Genomic DNA, 24,608 nt, shown 5'->3' on the forward strand with positions numbered 1-24,608 from the left:
GCCGCTCTTAAATTCGGTTGGGTCATCCGGCCGCCGGTCATGTTGCGCATCTGATGGAAAGGTGCCATCTCTTTTGTTTTCTTACTGCGCTTGCCATTGCCGAACCACAGATCCACTGCAATGTTTGTATTATTTTCCGTCTTTACCCATAAACCGGTACAGCCGATCCACCACATTGCGAAGGTTCCTTTTTCTACTACCTCCTGATCGATCTCCTCATTCAGCCATGTTCCCCATTCTGGGAACGCGCCTAATATCCATTTTTCTCTTGTGATTTCATCTACCTGACTCATCAATGATTCTCCTTTCGAATGATTGCTTCGTTTACATCTTTAGTTTATCGAAAGCGTTAACATTTTGCAATGTAGTTATATGAACATTTCGCTAATTATATGTTCGATTTATGATTGTGTAATCGCATACATTTTTTCTAAATCTACAACGTTCAAAATATTCAGCGGTTTATGATTGACAAATATTCAAAATGTTCATATAATTTAATCAGGAGGATGTATTTATGTTCAATATCCGTAAACATGCCTTTTCTGAAAAATGGCGTAATATCATCAGTGCAGTTATCTATATAATTTTTATTATCTATTCAGTGAATCTCATTATTCAAACCGAACAGCTCAGTTCAAAGCTGTTTTATGCCGCGCTTGTGCTTATTCTGATCAGTGTTGTTGCACTGTCAGAATATCTGCGTCTGCTTTACCGTCAGGCAATTAAAACACTCGTCATGGATTGTGATCCTGATGCCGCCAAGCAGCTGGAGACTAAGCTATTAAAATATGATATTTTTAAAGCATATAAGAAAACGATGCTGATTTTTGATCTCATGGTTAATGCCGATTTGAATCAGTATCAGCAAAATATTGATTTACTTGATCAAAATGAAAAATTCTTCAAGCAGAGTCTCGATAACCTGCTGATCCGCAATTATAATTACTTTAAGGCTTATATTGGTATTGATAATAAGACCAAGGCGAAAAAATATTATCAGGATACCATTAAAATGAAGGGCGCTAAAATCAAGGGCAGCAAGGTTTCACCGCTTTATTCATGGGAGGAAATCGATGCCGTTTATTATTTATGCATCAAAGATATTAAAAAGAGCAAGAACGCTTTCGCGAATACCAATATCCAGATGATGAATAACCGTGAGTTGAGTCATTATTATTATGATTATGCACAGCTGAACCTGCTTGATGATAATTGTGCGGATGCAAAAAAGCATTTGCAGCAGGTTATTGAAATCAGTAATAAGAATGCCCTTCATGATCTGGCAATAGCACAATTAAAGGAGCTGACAAAGCATGAAAAAGCATAAAACAATCGTTGACAGCCGCCGCCAGAAGGTTATGCTGGCAATGCAGAAATATGGCAAGGTGATGGTTGATGATCTGGCTGCGGAGCTGCAGGTTTCACCATTGACAATTCGCCGTGATCTTCAATATTGGGAAGAACAAAACGCGATAGAACGCTTTTACGGCGGTGCAAAGCTGGTTAATTCAGTAATACCCTGTGATGATCCGACGATGAGCAATGCATTATATAAGCATGCGATTGCGAAATATGCCGCTCAATATGTTGAGGAAGGCGATACGATATTCATCAATACCAGTTCAACCGCGCTGTTAGTCATCCGTTATATCCGCAATAAGCGCTGTACGGTAATCACTAACAATGGCAAGGCTATTTTTGAGGAGCATGATCCGCTGGTAGCCATCGTTTTAACCGGCGGAGAGCTGCGGGTGCCAAAGGAATCCATGGTCGGTGAATTTGCCCTGAATAATTTAAACCGCGTATCCGGTGCAAAATGCTTCTTAGGCTGCAGCGGCATTGATGTTCAGGGCGGCATCACAACAGCGATTCTGCAGGAGGTCGCAATTAATGAAACAATGCTGAACCGCTGCAATGGTCCATGCTTCATCCTAGCCGATCATACCAAGGTTGGCAATCAGCACAGCTTCATCAGCGGTTCAATCCGCAAGGTCAGCTATTTAATTACCGATACCGAAGCTGATAATGAGGTATGCAATGAAATTGAGAGCTGCGGAGTACGGGTCGTTAAACTTCAGCCGCTGGCTCATATTGAATAGAATTTACATTTAAAAGGAAGGCTTAAATTCATTTCATCAATGATTTTATTCCTTCCTTTTTTTATATATTAACTATGCATTGGTTCATTCAGTAAACTGCGGTATGTATTCGCAAATTCTGTAATACTAGTATACGCATTTAACTTATCATCATTCAGCCGACCGCTTGCATCGGCCGGTACAGCTTCCATAAAATATCCAAGAATCTGCGCGCCCGGCATTTTGATTGAAACTGTAAAGCCCTTTGATTTACCGCTTATATCCGTTTTGCTGTTAGAAGTAGGTACGGCCTTACCACATTTAAAGCATAAGAAGCCGCCGCTTTTCGCAACACTGTGTTCAAAGCTTTCTTGTACCTCCTTGCTTTGTTCATCTGAAAATTCAAGCGTAATACTGACATCCTTGGCAATCACCATTGCTGTTGGGAAGCATGGAAAGATACAATTATCCCGATCATCAAAAGTACCCTTAGATATTTTCAATGAAGTTGTATTAAACATTTCCTGAGTCAATACAAAGACACCTGGATCAAACCAATCACGCACGAAATTTACTTTGGCGGCACGGAAGGCGATCTTTAAATCAAATTTGGTATTCGAAAAATCGGTCTGACTCTTTGCATGGGCGTCACTGTTGGTTTGTGAGTAACCGCCGAACAGACAGCTGAAGCCCGTTGTTTTCTGCGTCGCGTCAGAACTGGTCGCTGTTGATTTTTTCATATCCTCAGAGGATGAGCTGATAATTATGTCTGAGAAGCGATTTTCAAGGGCATCCGGCAGTAATTTACCGGCTAATGCGTTATCGGCTTCTTTCTTACAGGCATTCGAGTATTCCTGTTCCTTTTCCTTCAGAGCTTCCTTAACAGCATCTAATTCCTGATACAATGTTTTAATAGCTAATGTATAATCCTGAGATTTAGCAGCAATCAATTCCTTGGAAGCAATAGCCACACTTTCAATACTTTGACTATAGGCATTTTGCGCCTGTTCCAGCATACTCATCTCTTTGACGAAATTAGCTTCTTCAAAATTGGCAGTTACCCCCTTAGCACGTTCTTGAGCCGTTTTCTTAGAAGCACTGTCAATGATGCCATTGATAAAGTTTAAGGTAGAACAAAAGCCAGCACCATAGCGATCATCTAATTCCTTTTCCTGTTTTGCCAACGCTTCCTTAGCGCTCTTACATGCCGATACACGCTGTCCAATCTGACTAGATTGATCCATGACCTCAAAGGTTATGATTTGCTGAAGCAATGAATCCCGCTTATTTCTTAACCGTTTCACTTCACCCTGATAGAATTCTGATGATTTCAATAAATCAACAAAGCTGAATTTACTATCCAGATCCTCAAACCAATCTGAAGGTTCCATAACCACTGGATAAACATAACCGCCGTTGGGATCATATTTACGCGCGTTTCTGACCCGATCACGGGCTTCCTGCAATTCAGCACCGGAACCGCTGTCCAATACCCCTTCAATGATTCTCATATCCTTGTCTGAGAAGATTCCTAAAACCTTACCATGGCAGGCTTCTATTTTCAGCAGATAACCCTCCGCAACGGTCTGATACCAGTTTAAGAATTCTTCCTCGCGTTTAAGCCGGCTTTCCGCATCATCGAGCGGATAAACTTCTTTTAAATGCTGACGCTGGGCGTTTTGAGCATCTGCCCATTTTTTCTTTTCATCAACATACTCTTCATACAGCATATAAAATAACTGCTGAAGATTAAGTGTTAATGTGACCCCTTCATCATTAATATATTGAACCTCACTCCGTAATAACTCACGCAGTTTATTCTTGGCATTAATTAAATTATTATTAATTTTAGGTGTTAAAACATCCAGCGCCGATACATATTGATTAGCCAGCATCCGGCCATTATCAGCCCCCACAACCTTTGCGGGTGAAAATAGCTTATTAGCGATTCTCGATTCATTCGCGGCAACCTTAATCGGCTTCTCAAAACGTGTATCATAACGAAAATTCTCAGGATTTAATTCCGTGCCCGGCATCATCATCGTAAACATCTGAGAACTGCTGGTTGTACCAAAAAGATCATCAATCTTATTATATATCTTATCAATTGTTGATCCTTCCTCTGCTTCACTTATCGTTGATTTTGAAAGATCTGTTTTATTTCCTTCTGGTTTTGGCATAATCTAAACCTCCTTTTATAATTTCTGACTTTGATCAGCCGGAGTAAAATGCATGAAATAACCAAGCAGCTGCGGATAAGCATAGCGTAAGGTCAATGTCGATCCATCATCATCCATCACTGGCTGAATATCCTGTGCATATTCACGGAAACAAAGAAACTGATTCCCCTGACGCACATAACGCTTCAAAAGCTCCTTCAACCGACGGCAGTCTGCATCCAGTGTAAATTGCAGGGTTAAATCCTTAATCAGCACAAAGGATGTGGAATAAACCGGGAACAGATAATTTTCTTTCATCAAATTCTCAAGCTCTGTGATGCCTTGCGCAATCATTGTTTCACTGATTGAATAATAATGATTACTTAAGCGGAATATTTCCGGATGAAACCATGGCCGATTGATTTTAATTTTACGTGCCAGAAAGCCAAGATTGATCTGCATTCCCTTTTTCATCGCTTCCTCATCAAGACCATAGGGAATATTGGAACCAAACAACGCGTTTAAGCCCATTAAAGAATCCTTCGCGGCGGTTATCAAGGACGGTTCTTCGTAAAGGGCAGCTAATGAAGAATGGATTTCAAATGTCTTAAAGTCTGGATTTGTATTGATTGGCAGCAGTGCCGTGCGGTTTTCCGCCGCATCTCTTTTCGCTGATAAGGACAGCAGCTCCATCTGTCGATTTAAAGCCTGCAGCTCATCCGCAAACTGCGGTTTCAGCTTTTCAAGTTCAAGCTGTGATGGATTCATAGTCACATAAGATTGAATCAATCTTTCATAAGCTTCATTTTGCTGAATCATAGCCATAGCAGCTGTACTCATCGGTTTACTTTTCTTCATTTTCCAAATATTTATAAGACAGCCGGCCAATCTTTCTTTAAAAGGACAGTCCGCCTTAATCGAACAAAATGTAAGACGCTGAAGATCATTAAACCAAGCCTGTTCATCTAATTGCTGAAGCTTTTCTGTCAGTTCCTTTTTAGCTGTAAACCATGGCTGATCTGCCGTCTCATCAAGAAAGAAATACATCTGTTCCAATGTTCGAACCATTTTCTCAAAGGCTTGCGCATAATCCATGGCATAGGCATAAAATGAACGCAATAATTGAAATTGGTCAAAATCACTCGCCAGCCTTTGGCTCCAGTCTTTAGGATGCAAAGCAACCGGTAATATGATCTTGCCGTCAGGCAGCCGCAGTTTGGCACGCTCCAGCTCCGCCTTTACATTCATCAGCTCTTCATCGGCAAAGCCATGCTGCTGCTTTTGCTGCTGTTCATCAAGCAGCTGATACAGACAATCATTCTCAGTTTCAAGCTCGCTAAGAAAGCTTTCCATAAAAGTGCGGTATTCATCACTTGCCAGACCATATTTCAACATAAATTCCTGTTTCATCCTGTGTAAACTCTGCTTGCGTTCATATCGCTGCTGACAGCTCGCTTCTAAATTACGGTAGGGAAAGAGCTTTAGGCGCTGAGTGATGCTTTTGAAGCTGTCATTTTGTAAAGGCAATAATGATTTAAGCGATGATTCATAACGGGATAAAAAAGAAGTCGGTGCTGAATTGGCGGCATATTGACAAGGCGGCAGATAAACATTGGCAAGATTGCTCTCTGCAGTCATTCTAGCAGCGGGTTCTTTGCTCTCATCATTCAAGTCTTGAAACTTAAGCGGATTCTTCATCCCCATGATACACAGATATTGATTCTCACGTTCACTGCCAAGCTCATGATCAATTTCACGATAAATCTGTTCCAGTAAATTCATACATTTCCTCCTGCACCTCATTATAACGGGCAGTTCTTACATAATTCCCTTTTTGCACAGATGTTGCATTTTCATGACCATTTACTACAGCTTTCGCATTTTATACCTTTAATTATGCAGAAGATGGTTTGTTTTATTTTATCCTTTTCTTTAATTTGTTTAACTATTAATGGGGTTGGGCTGGAGAGACAAATGAAAATATGGTTAAGAAAGAGTGATAAAATTAGTGAGAATAATATTGAAATCTATTATAACGGACAAAATGACCGCAGTATTAAACAGATTATGAGAATTATCAGTTTGTATGACACAAGATTAAAAGCTTATGATGATCAGCATAATATGTTTTTAATTCCAATTCCTTTAATTTATTATATTGAATGTGTAGATAATAAAGTATTTATCTATACCAAAGATGAAGTATACCGCTCTCATGAACGATTTACTGAATTAAAGAATAGCTATGCATCGGAAGGCCTGATTCAGATTAATAAGAATACCTTGGTCAATAAGATTCATATTCAGTCAATACAGATTGAAAAAGAATGCCGGCGCAAGTTATTTCTGAATAATGATGAATCATTAATTGTAAATCGCAAATACAGCAAACAGTTCAGCATATAAAGCTTTGAGTACCTTTTAGAAAACCCCAAACCCTATGATCTCAACAGCTTTATAAAATAAATAAAATGACAGCGCACTGTCATTTTATTTATTTAATCGAAGCAGATTCGGCCGTTATGTTCAATTTTTAATGTTCGGTCAATCACCATGGCGCCATCCCAGCCGACATAGAAATATTGTTGATGTCCCCCTTCCATATAAGGAATAAAGGTATGTACCGCCAAAATGCCGTTTGGATTAAAGTAATAATATTTACCCGCAATCCATTTGCCGCCTTTTACCATCACATTATTTTCATAATAATACCAGCAGTGACTCACTTCATCCTTTACCCAGCCCATTTTAGCTTCAAAGCTTTGAAATTTCATGCCGAATGTATTCATGATTTTTGTCTCATTCATATGATAGACACATCTTGGATCGACTGCATTGGGTAAGGTGCCGGGGTGGAAGTTATTACTAGCAAAATGTGTCACACCTGATGATTCGATAAGCGGGGAAACATTGCCAATGTTTAATTTACCGCGGCCTGCCTCAAGATGGGTGTGTGAACCGCTGCCAATGCCGGAACAGCCCATTGCCTGAAAAGCCTCTCCCTGTTTAACTGTCATACCCCTAAATAAATGAGTTATGTCATTGTCATGCCAGATATCCAAGGTTAAAAAATCGAGTGTGCCATCGGCAAAGAGCACAGGTGCCAGTGACTGCCATACGACTTCATTGCCATTGTCTAAATGATATTTGCCCATACACATCATACTGACCGGAGCGAATAAACGATGATCTTCAGGATCAGCATTGTCCAAAGCCCATGTTCCTTCATGACTCAACCATTGATGACTGCCGTCTTCTCCGCATCCCTGAGTCAGATTCATGACTGTCTGCGGCCATAAAATAACTTCATTTTGATTTACTTTTAAAGATTGATTCTCTTTCATATCAATCACCTCCGCTGTTACTGTAAGCAATTCTTTCTGTTAGATGACGCGAAATCAGCTTACCTGCACCTCAGCGGCACTGTCATGCGAAAGATACATGCCTGAATTTGTAATGAAATGTATTTTTTTCATATATCAGCAGCTGAACTTGTTAGAGTAGAGATGGCTGATGCCGATAGGAGGTTTATATTATGGAATATAAAGATTGTATTGAATTTAGGAAATGCGCAAGCATGTTTGAGCATCTCCATGACCAAAGTCTGGGTAGTGATGCGGTTCATTTAAAGGATGGTGATTATGATTATTGGATGAAAAGCTTTTATCCGACGTATGTCAAAACCGGAGTGGTCGCTGATACAAGATTCTACTGCGGTAAGAATAATTCTAATTTAGGGGTTGGCAATGACGCAGTCTATCTAAATCATGAATACTGCAACATACTTTATCAATTATACAAGCAGATTGCGAAATTCTATGTTGATAAGACACTGCATCTTTTGCTTGATAAAAATATGATTGATGGCTGGCCGAAATTCTTAGCTGAAGATCTGTCTGCTGATAAAATCAAAGATCCGATTAAAGTCATGGTTACGATGCTGAATGAGACAGATTGGCCCTCTGATCCGCTGCTGTTTAAGGCATTAAAGGCTGTTCTTGTTCTTAAGGGATATGTCAAACAGTATAAATACAATGATACGATTCAGCGTATGCCTATGGGTATGCAGGAAACGTTCACATTATCTCATGAAGAAAAAACAAACTGGGATGATATTGAGCCTGTTTATCAATTTATTAGAAATATGGACTCAATGACGAATGAAGCTTTTCTCATCAGAAAAGATGATTCAATCAACGGATTAAAATTGCTTTATACATTGAGTAAATTATATAAGTTTATCGCTGCTTTGCTTGCTGCTCAGCTTTCAGGAGGAGAAAAATAAAATGACAAACATTCATTATCTGCCCTTTATCAATAATTCTGAAGCCATTGCATGGCGTCAAAATCTGGAACAGGCTTTTATGCGGGATCATAAGAATGACTATGACCGCTTAAATGCCGCTAGAGCTGATAGTACAGACATTGTTATGCTGAATAACACTAAAAAAGAATTACAATGTAAATGGTTTGTAAAACTAAATGAGGAAATCTATAAGAAATTAGATGCTAAACTGGCAGATATTCCCAATGATGAAACAGTCATCGCCGCTATGCCGGAGTTTTTCTGGCGTAATATCAATGATAATCAAAAGCATACTGATCCTCATGAGATTATCAATTACGGGAAATCATTTTCTTATGAAGTCAAAGAGATTTGGCCTGACAGTAAGCCAGAGGATGAATACAGCTTTCAGAAGCTGACAACTAGATACCCTAACTTAATCCTCTTTGCGGGTACTGTCTGGTGGAAAAAAGATGATCTGATCCGCAATTCGATTCCAATCTTTGCAAATGGACAGTATATAGGTCAATGGCCAAAGACGAATCTGTCATCGATTGACGGTCTTGGCGGTCCTATCATTGATTACCCAGATTTTAATAAAATTGACAAGTCGGCAATTCACTGGCAGCCTCAAAATGTGAATGATGCAGATAAACTGCCATCACCAGAAATAACTTTCAACGGTTTGCGTATTGGTTTAGATATCTGTCTTGATTTTATTGTTAATGGTTCATGTTCTAGAGATCTTCTGCCAACAAAACCGGATATTCATCTGCTGATTGCGGGCGGTATGCCAATCACCAATGAGAATAAGGCATATATTAATGCTGAAAAACTCTTCCTTCGCTGTGATGCCATTGAATATCATATCAATGCCAGCTATCAAAATATCAGTCAGAATGAAGCATTGAAAATCGTCAGTGCTCCTGTCAATGAGGAACTCTTCGCCCGCGTTGATCTGATAATTTAAGTTATTTTATGTGCAGGTATGGATCATTTTCTGAAAATGACGATTTTATTATTAAATTCAACCAGCAGGCTCTCCACAGAGTGAAAAGAAAATGCTATAATGGATATCGTACAGAAAGGAAGGATATCCATGATCAAAAAAGTAATCGGCGGCCTGCTGCTGTTCTTTTGCGGAATCACGTTAGTAATCAATGGTGTGTCTGGTACACCGATGAATTTCGGATCATTCTTTGGCCTGATTCCCGCCTTTGTCATTTCAATTGTCCTGCTTGCTTCTCCGGATAAACCTTCCACCAAGAACGCCGGTAAGAATCACCGTCTTGATGAACAGGTAAAAGCATATTTTGCAAATACTGATACACTTGCTATCAGTGACAGCATTACCTTAAAGAAACCGGTCAATGAAGGACTTACCTTTAATAATCTTGTTGTTTTATACAACGATGAAGTGATTGGCAAAATGATTGAGTTTAACCAATATTTTCCTGAAGCATATAAAACTTTGTCCAATCGGACTAATACAGCTACGTTTGTCAAACCGGAGGTAAAGAAAGCTCAGCCGCAGCCTGCACCAAAACCGGAAACCAAAACTGAACAGGCTCCGTCATATATCGATCTGATTAATGATTATAATACGACGATTACTGATGAAAAGCTGTCTGAGGCATTGTACAGCACAACCGCGATGCTCAAGCACTTAGAAATTCTGCAGGCTAAATATCCTAAAAGCAACCATAAGCTGGATAAGCTATATCAGCATTATTTGCCGATTTTGCTTGAAATTCTTAAAAATTATGTTGCCGTTGAAAGCGCTCATGCCGGTTCAGCCGAAGCTGCCGCTGTTCAGCAGAAGCTGATGAAAACAATTATTCTGATCAATGAAGCAATTAAGAATATAACCTCATCACTGTTCGATGAAGAAATGATGAATCTGTCGGCCGATATGACCGTATTGGAAAATATCTTAAAGCAGGACGGACTCGTACAGGATGACATGGATATTAATTCCTTAAATCAGATATTGAAGCAGCAGGAGGAAGCCTATGTCAAAGAAGAAAAATGATTTGTTTGATTCCATCGACGATCTGTTTAATACATTAAACAGTGAAGAAACGGCTAAGGCGATTACTGATACAGTAAGCAATGTAGGCAGTGAAATCAAGCACTCAATCAATGAGTCATTGAAAAAAAACGGCTATGATAATTTTGGTGAATATATTAATGCCAATTTCAGCAGTTCCAAGGAAAGACGCCGTCCCCAGGCTCGCCGTGCATATCAAACACGCCGTAATTTCGACAGCCGCTATGAATATTTCATGGACGCGCTGATGAGTGTGCATTATGATTTAAAGTACCGCGGATATTTCAAAGAAGGTCATCAGGAAGCGATTCATACATATCTGGTGTTAGCAGAGAATTATAAAACAAATCTTGACGCGCTGAATCTTCGGCTGCGCAATGAAATTAAGGATTTGAAAGCTGTCATGCGCAAACAGAAAAAGGATGCTTGGAATGAGGGATATCTGAATGGTCTTGAATATATCGGCCGTTCATTAAAAAATTCTAAAGTTTATATGATGAATAAGATTCAAATGGAATTAAGTATGCAATAAAAAGGATTGAACTTCGGCTCAATCCTTTCTTTTAGTAATTGCGCATTGATAAAGCCGCAGCGCAGATTCACTGATAAAGGCGAGATTATCAGCTGCCGATGCCATTGCTTCAGCTAAAGACATCGGTTTAAGCGCGGCATCAAAAATGGCGGTTACACCACTCGCATATAATTCGCGGCAATCAGCACTTACCGCACCGGACAAACAAAGCAGGGGGACACCATGTTTTTTAGCCATGGCGGCGATACCGCTGACAGCTTTGCCATAAACGGTCTGCCCATCTGTTTTGCCTTCACCGGTGATGATTAAATCTGCTTGCTTGACTTGTTCTTCAAAATTGATCATAGTCAGTATCAAATTGATTCCCGAATAGATTTGTGCCTGTGTGAAAGCCATCAGTCCAAAGCCAAGACCACCGGCTGCCCCCGCACCAGGCAGGCTGCCGTAATCCACCCCATACTTTTCAATCACCAGCTGATTCAGATGCTTTAATGCCATATCAAGCAAGGCTTGGCTCGCAGGGTCAGCCCCTTTTTGAGCGCCAAACATAAAGCTGGCTCCGGATTCACCGCATAAACTATTAAATACATCACTGGCTGCCTGAATCGTACAGCTTTTCAATCTTGGATCAGCCTGTTCATCATCAATGCGGCAAAGCTCGCCGGCTTTGGACATATCATGAATAAATAGTCTGTCATCAGCATCATAAAAGCGATAACCCAAAGCCTGTGCCATTCCCAAACCGCCATCATTGGTAGCACTGCCGCCGATGCCGATCAGAATTCGCTCGCAGCCTAAGTCCAAAGCGGCACGAAGCATTTCACCAGTACCGAATGTAGATGCCTGAAGCGGATTTAATTCATCCTTTGTCAGCAGTGTCAAGCCATTGGTAGCAGCCATTTCAATCACTGCCAGACGGCTTTTTTTGACATAGAGAAAGGAAGCGGCTAAGGGCCGCATCAGCGGATCGTGAACTTGTACACGGATCAGCTCACCGCCGATATGTTCAGCAATCGCTTCGATACAGCCTTCACCGCCATCAGCTATTGACCGCTTGATAATTTTCGCTGACGGTACCGCTTTTAACACGCCTTTTTCAATAGCTGCTGCCGCTTCTTTTGACGTCAGATTATGCTTAAAGGAATCCGGTGCTATTAAAATTCGCATAGAACCCCTCTTTCCATCTTTACAGATATTTTTTCAGCTGTTCACAGCCAAGCTTTGGACTTGAGAAAACCGGTACGCCTAAATTTTGACATTCAGGTTCAAGCACAGCCATTGAACCCTGCGCAAATACGATCACATCATTCTCGGCTGCTGCCTTATATACCGTATCAATAACCATTTGATTATGACGCTTTTGATCTCCAGTTTCACTCAGTACCTTTAATGCGCCGTCTACTAAATACGGTGTCACGGTTACTGTCAGTCCCTGATCTTGCGCATTGCGTTCCAGCAGTCTTTTGCTTGGTGCTACTGTTGATGTGACCGTCGCAATTAACGCGATACGCGGACCATGCTTCACCGCCTCAGCCGCCATCGGCTGATCGATTTTCACATAAGGTACCTTAAGCATCGGAGCAATCACATCCACCGCTTCACCAACCGATGAACATGTATTCAGGATAACCTCTGCCCCGGCTTGCTGAGCAATTAACGCATACTGAGCCAGACGCTCCACAACCTCAATCGGCATCGCCTTTGCTGCAATCGTATCATTCAATAATGAATCATCAACAAGATTCATGATTTCAGCCTCTGGATACAGCTCATGCACCAGCTTTTTCAAAGGTGCAACGGTTACACAGCCGGTATGCAGCATCGCTATTTTCCTGAATCCCATCTTATTTCACTCCAAACTTGTTTGAATATTTATTCCATGCCTTTTCCTTAAAGGCGGCATCAAATGGAATCGGCTTTCCCATCGTATTGATCAAGAATAAGGAATAACATGTTTTTTCAACAATCTCACACGCGGTAATGGCAGTGCCCATATCTTTGCCCACACAGGTTGAACCGTGATTCTGCATCAGTACAGCCGCTTTCTTACCCAGATAGTCTGATGTATATGCTGCTAATTCATCACTGCCCGGTGCCGCAAATGGACAGCGGTCTACATCGCCGCCCAAATAATTGATTGATTCAATATCTATTGAAGGCATCACTGTGATTCCCTCAATAGAAGCATATGCCGTCGCATATGTTGAATGAACATGAACTACGGCATTTACATCCGGCCGCTTCAGATAAATCAAACGATGAAGGTTATGTTCAATTGACGGTGCATACTTGCCGTCAACAACCTTTCCCTCCATATCCATCACCACTAAATCCTCTGCCGTTAAAATTGCATAATCCATCGTTGTCGGGGTGATGACAAATAATTCTTCACCTGCCACACGGGCACTGATATTACCTGCTGTTCCCACCGTAAATGCTTTTTCTATCGTTAATCTGCAGCCCTTCAGCACTTCCTGCTTCGCTGCCTCTAAATTATTCATTGACTTCCTCCAATCTTTCCATTTCATACACTTTTTTTTATCCAATTGTGCTAAACTATACTTAAGCTTATATGAAATCGTTCGTCCGCCAGACACCTTTTTATATAAGCCCTTTTTATTCATTCTCTGCTTTTTCTTCAGCTTCTAAACGAGCAGTCTCTTTTTTCAGATAACGGCTGTAGAAAACCCAGCATGCAGTCCAGCCGCCGGCAACAATCAGCGGTACAAAATCCCCGGTCAATGCTTTAAACATCTGTCCGAAACCGTAAGTGAATACCGGTGCATTGATACATGAATTTGAAATCAGCTCATTAACACCCAATTCGATAGCGCCGGTAGCTCTTGCCAATTCGCTCATATACGGAGCAATCGCCGTACCAACCCACAGGAAGACAGGAGCACCAATTAAACATAAGATAAACATCCGCGGCAGATTGCCTCGAGTAACCAACAGTGCCGGAATAGCCAGTGAGAAATTAATGATGCCCGCAAACGGCAGCATATTGTTGCCCGGCAGAATCAGCGCGTCAATAAAGATCATCGGAATGATAAAGATAATCGCAATCCACAATTCATTGATACCGCCCATAAACGGCCAGTCCAGTCCGACATACAATTCACGGCCGGCAAATTTTTTCTGCATAAACTCTGAAACGGCATCGGAAATTGGCGCCAAAGACTGCATAAACAGCTTAGAAACCATTGGGAACAGCATTAATGCACAAGCGCATTTAATACCTAAATTCAAAATACCGCCGACATCATAACCGGCAATGACGCCGAAGATACAGCCAAGAATAAATCCTAATACATGGTTCTCCGCGAAAATACCAATTTTATCACGCAGCGTTTCAATATTAATTGGCTTATTTAATGCAGGAATTTTCTTAAGCAGGCAGTCAAATGGATACAGAATGCAGCCAAAGAATAAAGTACGATGCGTACATGTAACACCTGGAATACCAGTCATTGACTGAATCGTTTTCTGATGCAGGTCGCCGGAGCGCAGCTCCAGAATAATCTGCAGTGAAGCAATAGCTAAAGCAATCCAGATATTATTCGTTAAAGAAATAACGATTACAGCGATAAAAATCTTACCCCAGACATTCCACAAATCCGCGTTGAATGTCTTTGTTTTATTAAAAATCAGCATCAGTACATTGATCCCAATCTGCAATGGGAAAATAGCAAACGCGTAAGGCCATGACCAAGAAATCGTAGCCATCGTCGTCCAGCCGCCGTCAACAATATCCAACTGCAGACCTGTTGAATTCAGCATACCGGTTGCTACCGGTGTAATAGCATCCTTCATGAAACCAACGACAAGGTTCATGCCGACAAAAGCAACACCGAGTGTAATACCGGCAGAAATCGCGTCTTTTAATTTCATTTTTACGCATAAACCGGCAATAATCATAATAATTGGTACGAATACCGCTGCCCCTAAATCTAGAAAATACTGGAAAATTGTACTTAACAGTTCCATAATTCTATCCTTTCTGCTATTTCAGCACTTCAATTATTTTATCTAATTCTTTATCCATACCCATTCCGGTCAGGAATGCGATACCGTTAAACACGGGTACCGGATATTCCTTATAAGGCTTGGTAATGGCAATGTAACCCACGATATCCTTGTCCTTCAGCGTTCGGTCTAAGGATTTCATATCCACTGCTTCAATCACACCATTGACCTTTCTTTCCTTCAGCAGCTTGATGACCTTACTGGCTACCGTCTGTGAAGTGGCAACACCGCTTCCGCATGCTACTACGATCTTTTTCATATAATTTTCCTCCTTTCCTTTATATTGCCATCTTGCTTTCCACAAGATGTAAGCAATCTTCCTGAGTCTCAACATATAATAAATCATTACTGAAATCATCTTTCATAAAAAGATCCATCAGTTTTTGAAGCAATTGCACATGATAATCATCATGCTTAAAGCCAAGCAGGAAGACGACCTTAACCTCTCCCTCATCCTCACTCGCCATCAGCTTCCAGACCGCACTGTGCTTTAATCGTGCAACAGCAATAAAGGGCTGTTCAATAAATTCCGGATCTGTATGCGGAATGGCAATGCCATAAGGCTGAGTAGGCAAAGCCGTCGGATATTTTGCTTCACGCTGCTTGATTGCCTTTAAAAAGCCCTCATTCACAAAGCCTTTTTGAAGCAGAATACCGTTCATCGTTTCGAAAAACGCATCGGCATTTCTGACATCAAGATCAAGTAAAATCAAATCCTTGTAAAACATCTGTTCTCTCATAAACTGATTACTCCTCTTCCCATTTGATACATTCTAAAATTTCCATTTTGGTTTTAGCCTGTTTAAGCTGCTTAAAACGCTCATCAAGCATATCATTCAGCTGCGCTAATGCCTTTAAATGACGCTGAACATTAGGGGTTGCCAGCACAATAATGACATCTGCTTCCAAATAATTGTTGATCTTTATACGCCGATCCATTTTAAGCATGCTCATGCATACTTCACGGACACCCTGATCAACACCGGCATGAGCGACGATGACACCATCCGCAATCATAATATAAGGCTGACTGGTTTTGATTGAAGTGATAATTGTTTCCACATAGCGCTGTTCAATCATCTGTTCAGCAACTAAAACCTCCGCGCAGTCACGAATTGCCTTTTCCCATTCAAGCTCAACGTTTGCCACCAGAATATGATGAGGCGGCAGCAGCTCCGCCAGACAAGGCTGATACGCATTCGCATCCATACTCTCAATGGAAGGCTGATCGGGAAACAAATAACGCTTAAGATCACGCATTAATTTCATGCGGTCGGTAATCTTTGCATAACGTTCCACAATTTCCAGCACATCATCCATCTGAATCGTATTCACTGAAAAACCAATCAATTCATTGTTAACTTTCTGAATAAATTTCTTGCGTTCATATTCATTGATAAACGGTTCCACAAGAAAAAGCTGTTTATCCGTTTTAATATAAGTAGTAGAAAAGATGATGTCATATTCCTCTTCGCAATTCATGTAATCACGGATTGAATAGCAATTCAGGAAATGAATATAAGGCAGCATATTTTTCAGATCCATAAACAGAAAGTTAGAAACTGTGACACCATTGCTGCAGACCACAATTGCCCGCTTCCCCTTTTCAAAAGACAAGATCTGACCTTCTTTACGCAGCCAGCCGCCGATCAAAATCGTAATATAACCCAGCTCCATATCCGGAATCGGTTTATTTAAACTGTTCTCAAAGGGATAAATGACCTTTTTGATTAAATCATGCAGATACTGATACTTGGTTTCAATAATATCCTTCATCGGATTATCCATATGGAAATTATATTTAATACGGTAATAAGCCGGCTTCCAATGCTGAAATAAATACTTTGCAAGCTGTTCCTTATCCTTAAATTTAATACAGCTTAAGATTTCAAAATTATCAATTACATCCTTGACCGATTGATAAATCACCTGATCAATATCAGTTTCTTCCATATCTAAATAAAAGAAATTTGAAGTTAACAGCTGTAAAGTCATATATAAATGCTCCTGCTGAGAAAAATTAGGAATATCTTTTAACAGAATTTCTGATACTTGATATTCTCTTGTGCCAACAAAGCTTTGATAAGTCAGCGGCAGCTTGCCGATATCCTTGTGCTGTTTAATTCTCAGCAGGATCATCGATACAATATAAGGCAGCTCTTTGAATACCTCATCAGTAAAACGGATATCCAATTCTTTTTCAATCTGACTTAAGCGAAATTCATTGGTTTCAATCTCATAGCGGGTAACCTTTGTCAGCTCCATAAACCAACGGCTGCCATTGCTCATCAATAAAATAGGATGTACAAGATCAATCAGCAAACGGCGTTTATCCAGCTCACTGCCGATAAAACGATAGCCGTTTTCACGATCATACTGAATATCAATGCCATAATTGCGCGTGTCCATCTGCGCTTTTTTCATATCATTCAGAATTGTATTTTTACTTACCTTAAGCATGGAAATAAAATGATACAGGCTTAAGCGTTCCGTCCTGCTCAGCAAAATAAATTCGATAAAGCGGATTCGTTCTTCTTCATTTAAAACATAATCACTGGCATCAATGCTAATCATCTGATCGCCCATTTGTTCATAAAGCTGTTTAGGAACAATAAAAGTTCCCGTCTTCTTCCGCTCGATCCGCGGATAACCTTCACTTTTCAAAACATCATTGATTTTCTCTAATGTATAGCTTAGCTGTTTTCTAGTCAGACTGAACTTTTTCTCAATCTCACTGCCTTTTATCATCGGATCATTTAATATGGTATCAAAGACATTCTTGCTTCTTTCATCAAGATTCACGCTTTCAATCACTCCTCTCATTCTTTATCCCGCACCATCTCACTTACTTAAATTATACGTTATAAAAAATGAAGTTACGGTTTGAAAGAACCAATTTTTTGCGCTTCATTTAGTGCAACAAAGTACCGCGCTTAATACTGCTTCAGATAATCAATCGCATCAATCAAAAATTGCTCATTGCCGAAGCTGCCTGATTTCAGGATCATCAGCAGTTTAGGTTCTCCCAAGGATAAGGAAGAACAGATACCGGTTTGAATTTCATCAACTAATTCACTGGCATGAATATTCAGCATTTCAATAATTCTTGCTGATGTGTCACCGCCGGCAATACAGATACGATGCTGATTAGATGCTTGAATGAGCTGAAGAACCAGCTTAGCAAGGGCTGTTGATACTAATTTAGAGACTGACTTTTCATCATAACCCTTTGTGCGCCCCACCGTCTTCATCAGTGTGACCTTTTCATTTTCACAATCAGGCTGAAGCAGCACATGCTCGCCCTGAACCAGATGGCTCAGCGCCTTTTGAAAGCAGCCTTCAAGCATCTTCTCACTTGCCTGCCGGTCATAAAGCATTAAGGGATCAAAGGGTATATGAATAACACCATGGGCAAGCGCATAGGCACTCTGCCGCTTGCTTTGCTGGGTGATAGAACCGACAGCCAGCAGGATACCGCGTTCTTTATCCGGCAGCATGGCATGACTTTGCACCGTTTCCTGATGCTTGTGATAGACTGCCAGCTCCTCTACGATTGCTGAAGAACCGCCGATTACCTTTTCATTAACAATTGCCGCCGCTAGGATTTTCAAATCCTGCTGTGTCTCACAGTCACAGATTAAATATCCGCCCACTTTTTGAGCTTCTTCAATTTGTCTGCGCACCGCATGATGACCTTGACGAATAGTTTTCAGCAGCAAATGATGAATTGGCCGCTTTGACTGCAAAGCGATGATGGCCGCTAAATCTGAGGAAGTCATGGGATTCATCGGATCATGACGAAACTGCGATGCCGCCAGCTCACAGCCATATACATAATGCCGGCCATCAACGGTAGTTCGGCCATTTTTAGGAAAAGCGGCAATAACAATCATCAATGATTCATTTAATGTATCCAGCATGGCGTCAAATTCCGCGCCGATATTGCCTCTGAATACTGAGCATGTCTTTTTAAAATATTGCGTACAGCCAGCTTGCTGCAGTGCCTTTACGGCCTTGGCAGCCTTATCATAAGCCTGTTTCGCATGATCAAAACGTGAATCAGTATCAATAATCAGCACATCTGCCTGATGCTTGAAAATCTCATCCGGACTGGATGCGGTAATGCTTCTTAAACCTTGTTTAGTGAAAAAAATACCGATATCCTGACAGCCGGTAATATCGTCACCTACGACACCCGCTCTATATCGCTCACTCACAATATCCCTCCTCACAATTCCATTATAGTTAAGCAAGCTGCCGCTTTCATAAGCATTCAGTCCAAATTTTAAACATCAAAACACTGATTATTTCACCAAAGAGGGTAAGTGAGCAATGCGAGCCGCTTATCTTATGCTTTCGCAGCAAGCCTATGCGCAAAGTGAAGGCCGCTCAGTCACGCTTCCGCATTTTTTGTGCTGAATTAATGTACAATTCATTACTGATTCTATATAATTGCAGGTGAAAGGATTCATATTAAATATGATATAGGTACAATACTATGAAAATTGCATGGATCGGAACCGGCGTTATGGGAAAAGCAATGCTGCTTCACTTAGTTGAAGGCGGGCATACAGTATCGGCATATAATCGAACGATTGAAAAAGCTTTAGATTTAAAGGAACAGGGAGTCAGAGTCTGCGCTTCACTGAGCGAATGTGTCGCGGATGCGGATTTGGTATTCACAATTGTCGGCTATCCAAAAGATGTAGAGGATGTCTATATGCGTGAGGATGGTATCTTCCATTCAGCAAAGGCTGGTGCAATATTAATCGATATGACAACCTCATCACCGCAGCTGGCGGTTAAATTAGCAAAAGAAGCTAAGCAATATGATATGAGCGTTTTAGACGCGCCGGTATCCGGCGGTGACACTGGCGCTAAGGCTGGTACATTGTCAATCATGGTCGGCGGTGATCGTGAAGCCTTCGACAAAGTAAAAGAGGTGCTGGCATTGATGGGCAAAGGCATTCATTATATGGGGGAAGCCGGCTGCGGTCAGCATACTAAAGCTGCCAATCAAATCGCGGTGGCCGGCGCGGTAAGCGCAATGAGCGAGGCACTTTATTATGCAAAACAAAACGGCCTTGACATGCAGGCGATGCTGGATGCAATCAGCGGCGGTGCGGCTGGCAGCTGGCAGCTGAATAATACCGCGCCAAGAGTTTTAAAGGGTGATTTCCAACCAGGCTTCTTCATTAAGCATTTCATCAAGGATATGCACATTATTCAAGATGTGATGGCCGAAAAGGGCGAACACTTAAAAATGCTTGATACCGTATGTTCACTCTATGAGGAACTGGCTGCCAATGGTCATGAAAATGAAGGTACCCAGGCATTGATTAAAGTTTATGAAAAATAATCTGATTCTCTAGTCAGATTTAAAGAAAAAACAGCTTTAAACCTAGATTTAAAGCTGTTTTATTTTTGAATAAACACTGAAACACCTTCCGGAATTACGGTGATTGATTTTATTTCCCTGCATTTATCAGCTAGCTGAACCGCTTCATTTAATGTATGGGCGGGTATCATGTGCATCTTCTTAATCACTTCATCATCAAGATCAGAAATCATAATTACTTGATGATCAATAAGAATCCGGGCAAGAATTTGTGCCTGCCATTGATCACTGACAGTCTGCGCGGCAGGAACGGAAAGAATCTTGTCACAAAGCTTCTGTACGGTTTCACACTGGGCGAACATGTTGAAAAAAGCATCACCGCCAATACCGTCTGCGCATTGACAGGACATGATGATCACCCCAGATTTACAGCATGTTTCAGCGGCTGTTGATAATCCCTTAACACTTTGATAAAGATTTTGATCCAGCGGATAACCATTATTAGAGGTAATGACTAGATCACTCATAATCGGCGGCAGCCCGCATCGTTTCGCGGCATACGCGCAGCCCCTTTCATGAGCCATGACCGCATCACCGGCAAAACTGGCAATAATTCTTTGCTGCTCATCAAGCACCACATTTACAATAAAAGCCAGATTCGCTTTGCGGGCGGCAACCTTCATATCCAAATGAATTGGATTTCCTTTCAATAGACCAGCGCGTGAATATGGTGAATCTATCAATGCCGCGCAATGATTGTGCAAGACACAGTTTTTGGCTGCGATACCCGGCAGTACACTTTTACGGCCGCCTGAATATCCGGCAAAGAAATGCGGTTCAATAAAGCCCTCCGCAAGCAGCAGATCCGCTTCAACCGCCAGCTGGTTAATCAGACACGGCGCACCGCTGGGCAATATGCCTAAATCAGCCATTTGATCAGATTCACTGTCATGAATGTGTATCGTCAAACGCTGCATCAGTTCATCGCCGAATTTAGCCCGTAATTCTTTTGCGGTAGTTGAACGATGGCAGCCAGTCGCTATCAATATACTGATTTGCGCCTGCGGACTGACCTTTTCGATTTCCGAAAGCATCGCAGGCAAAATGATCTTGCTAGGTACCGGCCTTGTATGATCACTGGCGATGATTACGATATGCCGCTTGCCATAAGCTAATTCAGCTAATGTTTTAGAACCGATCGGATGTTTCAGCGACTGTTCTACGATGGCCGCTTCACTTTCATAAACATGGTTCTTCAAAGGACATTGCAGATAACCCTGAAGCTTTTGATCATCAATTTCACCTTCCAGCCTTCCATTACCATAAGGCAATTGAATATGCATATAATCACTCCTATCTAAAACTATGATACCACTTGCTTCATCATCTACCCTAAGCTGTAAGTCCAGTTTTTCTCCATTTCAAAGCACAAGAAAAGACAGCCGAAGCTGTCTGAACTTTATTGATTTTCTTCAATATACTGATTTACATGCCGCTTTACAATATCAAACTGTACTGAACCAGCTTCCAAAATGGCCTGATGGAAACCCATCGCCGTGAACTTATCACCTAAAGCTGCCTTGGCTTCCTTCTCCAATTCATTTAATTCCGCATACCCTACATAATAGGAAAGGAAAGCGCCTGGATTACTCTGCAGCTGAGCATACAAAACTTCTGCCGCCGCGGCATTTAAGCCATTGTCTTCCATATACTGTCTTACCTGATCCAAACTCCAGCCTTCATAATGAATGCCGATATCCAGTTGCGCAATCAAACAATTCGAATAAATGCTCATTACCTTCTGCAGTGTCCGGATATTCTCAGGCACATCGCTCAAATAATTCAGCGCGTAAAATTCCACATAGGTCGCATAACCTTCCGTATAGCCTAAATTATTAGCAAAAAGGTTATGGAAAACATTGGGAATATTCTTATAAGCATAGCTTGTCTGATACATATGACCCGGCAGACCCTCATGGGCTACGGTACTGAATGTATCTAATGAGCCGATAACTAATGCGTCTTTATTTGTATTCACTCTAATTTGTTTCTTAGTAGTGCCATCAATTGCCGGAATATTGAAATAAGCGGCAATACCGGCTACAGCTAATTCAGGATCTAAAGGCTTGATCTCATAATCGATATCACCCACATCAGGGAAATCCTGTTTGAACCAGTTATTTAAATCGGCCAGCATTGATTCAAAATCGGTATAACCGGTATCAGCCTCATTATAGGCCCATGTTTCATATGCATTGCGGTCAGTCATGGCAATTTTCTGAGCCGCGGTAATCATTTCATAAGCCAGCTCATCAAGCAGCTTTTGAGTATCTTCGATAGAACGTGAAGTACCGGTCTTATCTTTAAACAGCAGCTCATAATACGCCTTGCCGTTTTCCAGATAATACAGTCCCTGTGTATTATTTTTACTATCCTTCAAGCCTTCCATTGTCTCAATAATCGCCCCATAGGCAGGAATGAAAGAATCCATAAAGGCCGTTTTTAATTCAGCCTTATATTGATTTTTTAACTCATCACTTAAATCAAGACTGTCAATAGTCGCAAACATACTGGTCAGCACAGCGCTGTTTTCACCTTCATTATAAGTCTTTTTAGAATCTTCAATCACTGTATCTAAATCAATCATCAAGGTTCCCTTTTCAGCTTGTTTTTTAGTATATTCAAGCAAGGAATCCATATATGGCTTAACATCATTAATCAAAACAATCAGATCCTTAAGATCTTGTTCATCGCGTAAAATATAATCAGCAAATAAAGTCGGCAATTGTGTATGCAGACCCGTCATCGTATCAAAGCCGCCGCCTACATAGCGGAATTTCTCATCATTTCTGGCAATATCAAGCTCGATGGTTTCAAGATAGTTATCATAAACATCTTTTTGCTGATCACTCAGCAGGTCACGGTTAAATGCGTCAAGAGCAGCCTTAGTTGCCTGCGTCTCTTCCACACGTTCTTGATAAGCCGCATCATCGTCTTCAAGATAGCCTAGTGTTACTTCAACCTTTGATCGGTCAATGCCGTAATTCTCTGGGTGTTCAAAATAGATATGTGTTGTCAGATAATCACTTTCAGCACTGGCAACCAGTTCTGATTGTATAAATTCATCAAACTTTTTTTGTTCTGCGATGGCTTCCTCAGAAGTCAAATCGACAGTTGGCGGTGTCTGCTGTTTTTGGCAGCCTGCCTGTGTAAATGCCAGCGATACGGATAATGCCGCCAGCAATAGATATTTAAGCAGTTTCATAATTTGCATCCTTTCGTACTATATCTGATATTATATCCTTAAATTCAATCAATAACAATATAACTTTCTGTGGGTTTCATCATCGCTGCTAAATCATTGGACAAAGATTCTGCTTTCCGTTACAATAGGCTTAAGCAACAAGGAGGATTCAGTTATGGGTGGTATATTTGCGCTTTTGATGGCAGTAGGATTATTTGCGGCATTTTTAAAGATTCTTTATTTAGTGACTAAGAAAGCTGTGAAAGATGGTATCTTAGAAGCCGCTGAGGTTCAAAACAGCATCGGTGAATAAATATTACTTACAGCTATTGAAGCACTAAACGATTATCACAAGCAAACCAGAAAACCTCTGGTTTTTTTGTATATATGTATATAATAAAAAGCCGACTCTTTGTGAATCGGCTTGAATTTGATTATAAAACTTCTTTAACTTTCTTAACGATTGCCGCTGCGTCTAAGCCATACTTCTCACACAGTGCCTTTGGTGTGCCGCTTTCGCCAAACGTATCCTGTACGCCCACCATTGCCATCTTCACAGGTACCTGCTTCACTGCCACTTCCGCTACCGCGCTGCCTAAGCCGCCGACAACGTTATGTTCTTCACAGGTGATCAGCACATCATGGCTCTTCGCTAATTCAACGATCAGCTCTTCATCGATCGGTTTGATCGTATGAATATTTACAACCGTTGGCTCGATGCCTTCCTTGCTTAATTCTTCACTCGCTTTCAATGCTTCCTGCACCATCATGCCCGTCGCGATCAAGGCTACCTTACTGCCTTTCTTTAAGACAACTCCCTTGCCCATCTCAAACTTATAGTTCTCATCAAATACATCTTCTACACCGCCGCGGCCCAGTCTTACATAACATGG

General features: G+C 41.1%; 23 protein-coding genes and 1 pseudogene. 9 read left to right on the top strand and 15 right to left on the bottom strand.

The annotated features are described in order from the left end of the window. A pseudogene (locus tag DWZ33_RS18390) lies at positions 1–293 on the bottom strand (L-ascorbate 6-phosphate lactonase); the annotation flags it as partial. Positions 294–517: 224 nt separating this feature from the next. Here DWZ33_RS18390 and DWZ33_RS17620 point away from each other — a divergent pair. Further along, a complete protein-coding gene (locus DWZ33_RS17620) occupies positions 518–1,330 on the top strand; it encodes a hypothetical protein (protein WP_118456294.1) in 813 nt (270 codons plus the stop codon). Further along, positions 1,317–2,102, top strand: a complete 786-nt coding sequence (locus DWZ33_RS17625) for a DeoR/GlpR family DNA-binding transcription regulator (protein WP_022938481.1) — start codon at positions 1,317–1,319, stop codon at positions 2,100–2,102. Before DWZ33_RS17620 ends, DWZ33_RS17625 begins: the two co-directional genes overlap by 14 nt. A 68-nt stretch (positions 2,103–2,170) precedes the next feature. On the opposite strand, the gene DWZ33_RS17630 is transcribed toward DWZ33_RS17625, so the two are convergent. After that, positions 2,171–4,261, bottom strand: coding sequence for a hypothetical protein (locus tag DWZ33_RS17630; RefSeq protein ID WP_118456296.1), 2,091 nt, complete (start codon positions 4,259–4,261; stop codon positions 2,171–2,173). A 15-nt stretch (positions 4,262–4,276) separates the two neighbouring features. Then, positions 4,277–6,022, bottom strand: coding sequence for a hypothetical protein (locus tag DWZ33_RS17635; RefSeq protein ID WP_118456298.1), 1,746 nt, complete (start codon positions 6,020–6,022; stop codon positions 4,277–4,279). Between the two features lie 192 nt (positions 6,023–6,214). Between DWZ33_RS17635 and DWZ33_RS17640 the strand changes: the two genes are divergently transcribed. Next, positions 6,215–6,646: a LytTR family DNA-binding domain-containing protein gene (locus DWZ33_RS17640; RefSeq protein ID WP_182425849.1), complete on the top strand. Its 432-nt coding sequence runs from the start codon at positions 6,215–6,217 to the stop codon at positions 6,644–6,646. Positions 6,647–6,738: 92 nt separating this feature from the next. On the opposite strand, the gene DWZ33_RS17645 is transcribed toward DWZ33_RS17640, so the two are convergent. Continuing rightward, positions 6,739–7,584 (bottom strand): hypothetical protein, encoded by an 846-nt coding sequence (locus tag DWZ33_RS17645; RefSeq protein ID WP_118456302.1) that lies wholly within the window; start codon positions 7,582–7,584, stop codon positions 6,739–6,741. 191 nt (positions 7,585–7,775) lie between these two features. Here DWZ33_RS17645 and DWZ33_RS17650 point away from each other — a divergent pair, with 191 nt between their 5' ends. The 4 genes from DWZ33_RS17650 to DWZ33_RS17665 all read left to right on the top strand — a co-directional run bounded on the left by DWZ33_RS17650 (position 7,776) and on the right by DWZ33_RS17665 (position 11,107). Beyond that, positions 7,776–8,525, top strand: a complete 750-nt coding sequence (locus DWZ33_RS17650) for a hypothetical protein (protein ID WP_118456304.1) — start codon at positions 7,776–7,778, stop codon at positions 8,523–8,525. A gap of 1 nt (position 8,526) precedes the next feature. Next, positions 8,527–9,495 (top strand): hypothetical protein, encoded by a 969-nt coding sequence (locus tag DWZ33_RS17655; protein WP_118456306.1) that lies wholly within the window; start codon positions 8,527–8,529, stop codon positions 9,493–9,495. A gap of 129 nt (positions 9,496–9,624) precedes the next feature. Next, a complete protein-coding gene (locus DWZ33_RS17660) occupies positions 9,625–10,557 on the top strand; it encodes a hypothetical protein (protein ID WP_118456308.1) in 933 nt (310 codons plus the stop codon). After that, positions 10,538–11,107 (top strand): hypothetical protein, encoded by a 570-nt coding sequence (locus DWZ33_RS17665; protein ID WP_022938489.1) that lies wholly within the window; start codon positions 10,538–10,540, stop codon positions 11,105–11,107. Before DWZ33_RS17660 ends, DWZ33_RS17665 begins: the two co-directional genes overlap by 20 nt. A gap of 18 nt (positions 11,108–11,125) precedes the next feature. On the opposite strand, the gene DWZ33_RS17670 is transcribed toward DWZ33_RS17665, so the two are convergent. From DWZ33_RS17670 to DWZ33_RS17705, 8 genes are all read right to left on the bottom strand, one after another. Beyond that, the gene (locus tag DWZ33_RS17670) at positions 11,126–12,274 is read right to left on the bottom strand and encodes a glycerate kinase family protein (protein WP_118456310.1); all 1,149 of its coding nucleotides are present in this window, start codon (positions 12,272–12,274) and stop codon (positions 11,126–11,128) included. A gap of 19 nt (positions 12,275–12,293) precedes the next feature. After that, positions 12,294–12,950, bottom strand: a complete 657-nt coding sequence (locus DWZ33_RS17675) for an aspartate/glutamate racemase family protein (RefSeq protein ID WP_118456312.1) — start codon at positions 12,948–12,950, stop codon at positions 12,294–12,296. Between the two features lies 1 nt (position 12,951). Continuing rightward, a complete protein-coding gene (locus DWZ33_RS17680; RefSeq protein ID WP_182425851.1) occupies positions 12,952–13,608 on the bottom strand; it encodes a class II aldolase/adducin family protein in 657 nt (218 codons plus the stop codon). Positions 13,609–13,723: 115 nt separating this feature from the next. Beyond that, positions 13,724–15,094, bottom strand: coding sequence for a PTS galactitol transporter subunit IIC (locus tag DWZ33_RS17685; protein ID WP_022938493.1), 1,371 nt, complete (start codon positions 15,092–15,094; stop codon positions 13,724–13,726). Between the two features lie 16 nt (positions 15,095–15,110). After that, a complete protein-coding gene (locus tag DWZ33_RS17690; RefSeq protein WP_022938494.1) occupies positions 15,111–15,392 on the bottom strand; it encodes a PTS sugar transporter subunit IIB in 282 nt (93 codons plus the stop codon). A 19-nt stretch (positions 15,393–15,411) separates the two neighbouring features. Further along, entirely contained in the window at positions 15,412–15,873 is a 462-nt protein-coding gene (locus tag DWZ33_RS17695) for a PTS sugar transporter subunit IIA (protein WP_022938495.1), read from the bottom strand. A 7-nt stretch (positions 15,874–15,880) separates the two neighbouring features. Continuing rightward, the gene (locus DWZ33_RS17700; RefSeq protein WP_118456316.1) at positions 15,881–17,956 is read right to left on the bottom strand and encodes a BglG family transcription antiterminator; all 2,076 of its coding nucleotides are present in this window, start codon (positions 17,954–17,956) and stop codon (positions 15,881–15,883) included. A gap of 110 nt (positions 17,957–18,066) precedes the next feature. After that, positions 18,067–19,350, bottom strand: coding sequence for a four-carbon acid sugar kinase family protein (locus DWZ33_RS17705; RefSeq protein WP_147352906.1), 1,284 nt, complete (start codon positions 19,348–19,350; stop codon positions 18,067–18,069). A gap of 281 nt (positions 19,351–19,631) precedes the next feature. On the opposite strand from DWZ33_RS17705, the gene DWZ33_RS17710 reads away from it, so the two are divergent. Continuing rightward, positions 19,632–20,492 carry an NAD(P)-dependent oxidoreductase gene (locus tag DWZ33_RS17710; protein ID WP_118456320.1) on the top strand — a complete coding sequence of 287 codons (861 nt, stop codon included), beginning with the start codon at positions 19,632–19,634 and terminating at the stop codon, positions 20,490–20,492. Positions 20,493–20,551: 59 nt separating this feature from the next. Here the strand turns inward: DWZ33_RS17710 and larA are convergent, their stop codons facing one another. Together larA and DWZ33_RS17720 are read right to left on the bottom strand one after the other, a co-directional pair. Further along, entirely contained in the window at positions 20,552–21,814 is a 1,263-nt protein-coding gene (gene larA / locus DWZ33_RS17715) for a nickel-dependent lactate racemase (RefSeq protein WP_118456322.1), read from the bottom strand. Positions 21,815–21,930: 116 nt separating this feature from the next. Then, a complete protein-coding gene (locus DWZ33_RS17720) occupies positions 21,931–23,736 on the bottom strand; it encodes a DUF885 domain-containing protein (RefSeq protein WP_118456324.1) in 1,806 nt (601 codons plus the stop codon). A gap of 154 nt (positions 23,737–23,890) precedes the next feature. Between DWZ33_RS17720 and DWZ33_RS18090 the strand changes: the two genes are divergently transcribed. Beyond that, positions 23,891–24,028: a hypothetical protein gene (locus DWZ33_RS18090; protein WP_182425853.1), complete on the top strand. Its 138-nt coding sequence runs from the start codon at positions 23,891–23,893 to the stop codon at positions 24,026–24,028. Positions 24,029–24,149: 121 nt separating this feature from the next. Here the strand turns inward: DWZ33_RS18090 and DWZ33_RS17725 are convergent. After that, on the bottom strand, positions 24,150–24,608 hold a 459-nt coding region (locus DWZ33_RS17725; protein WP_276330542.1), incomplete at its 5' end, for a transketolase family protein.

The organism is Dielma fastidiosa (assembly GCF_003475485.1).
GTDB classification, from domain to species: domain Bacteria; phylum Bacillota_I; class Bacilli_A; order Erysipelotrichales; family Erysipelotrichaceae; genus Dielma; species Dielma fastidiosa.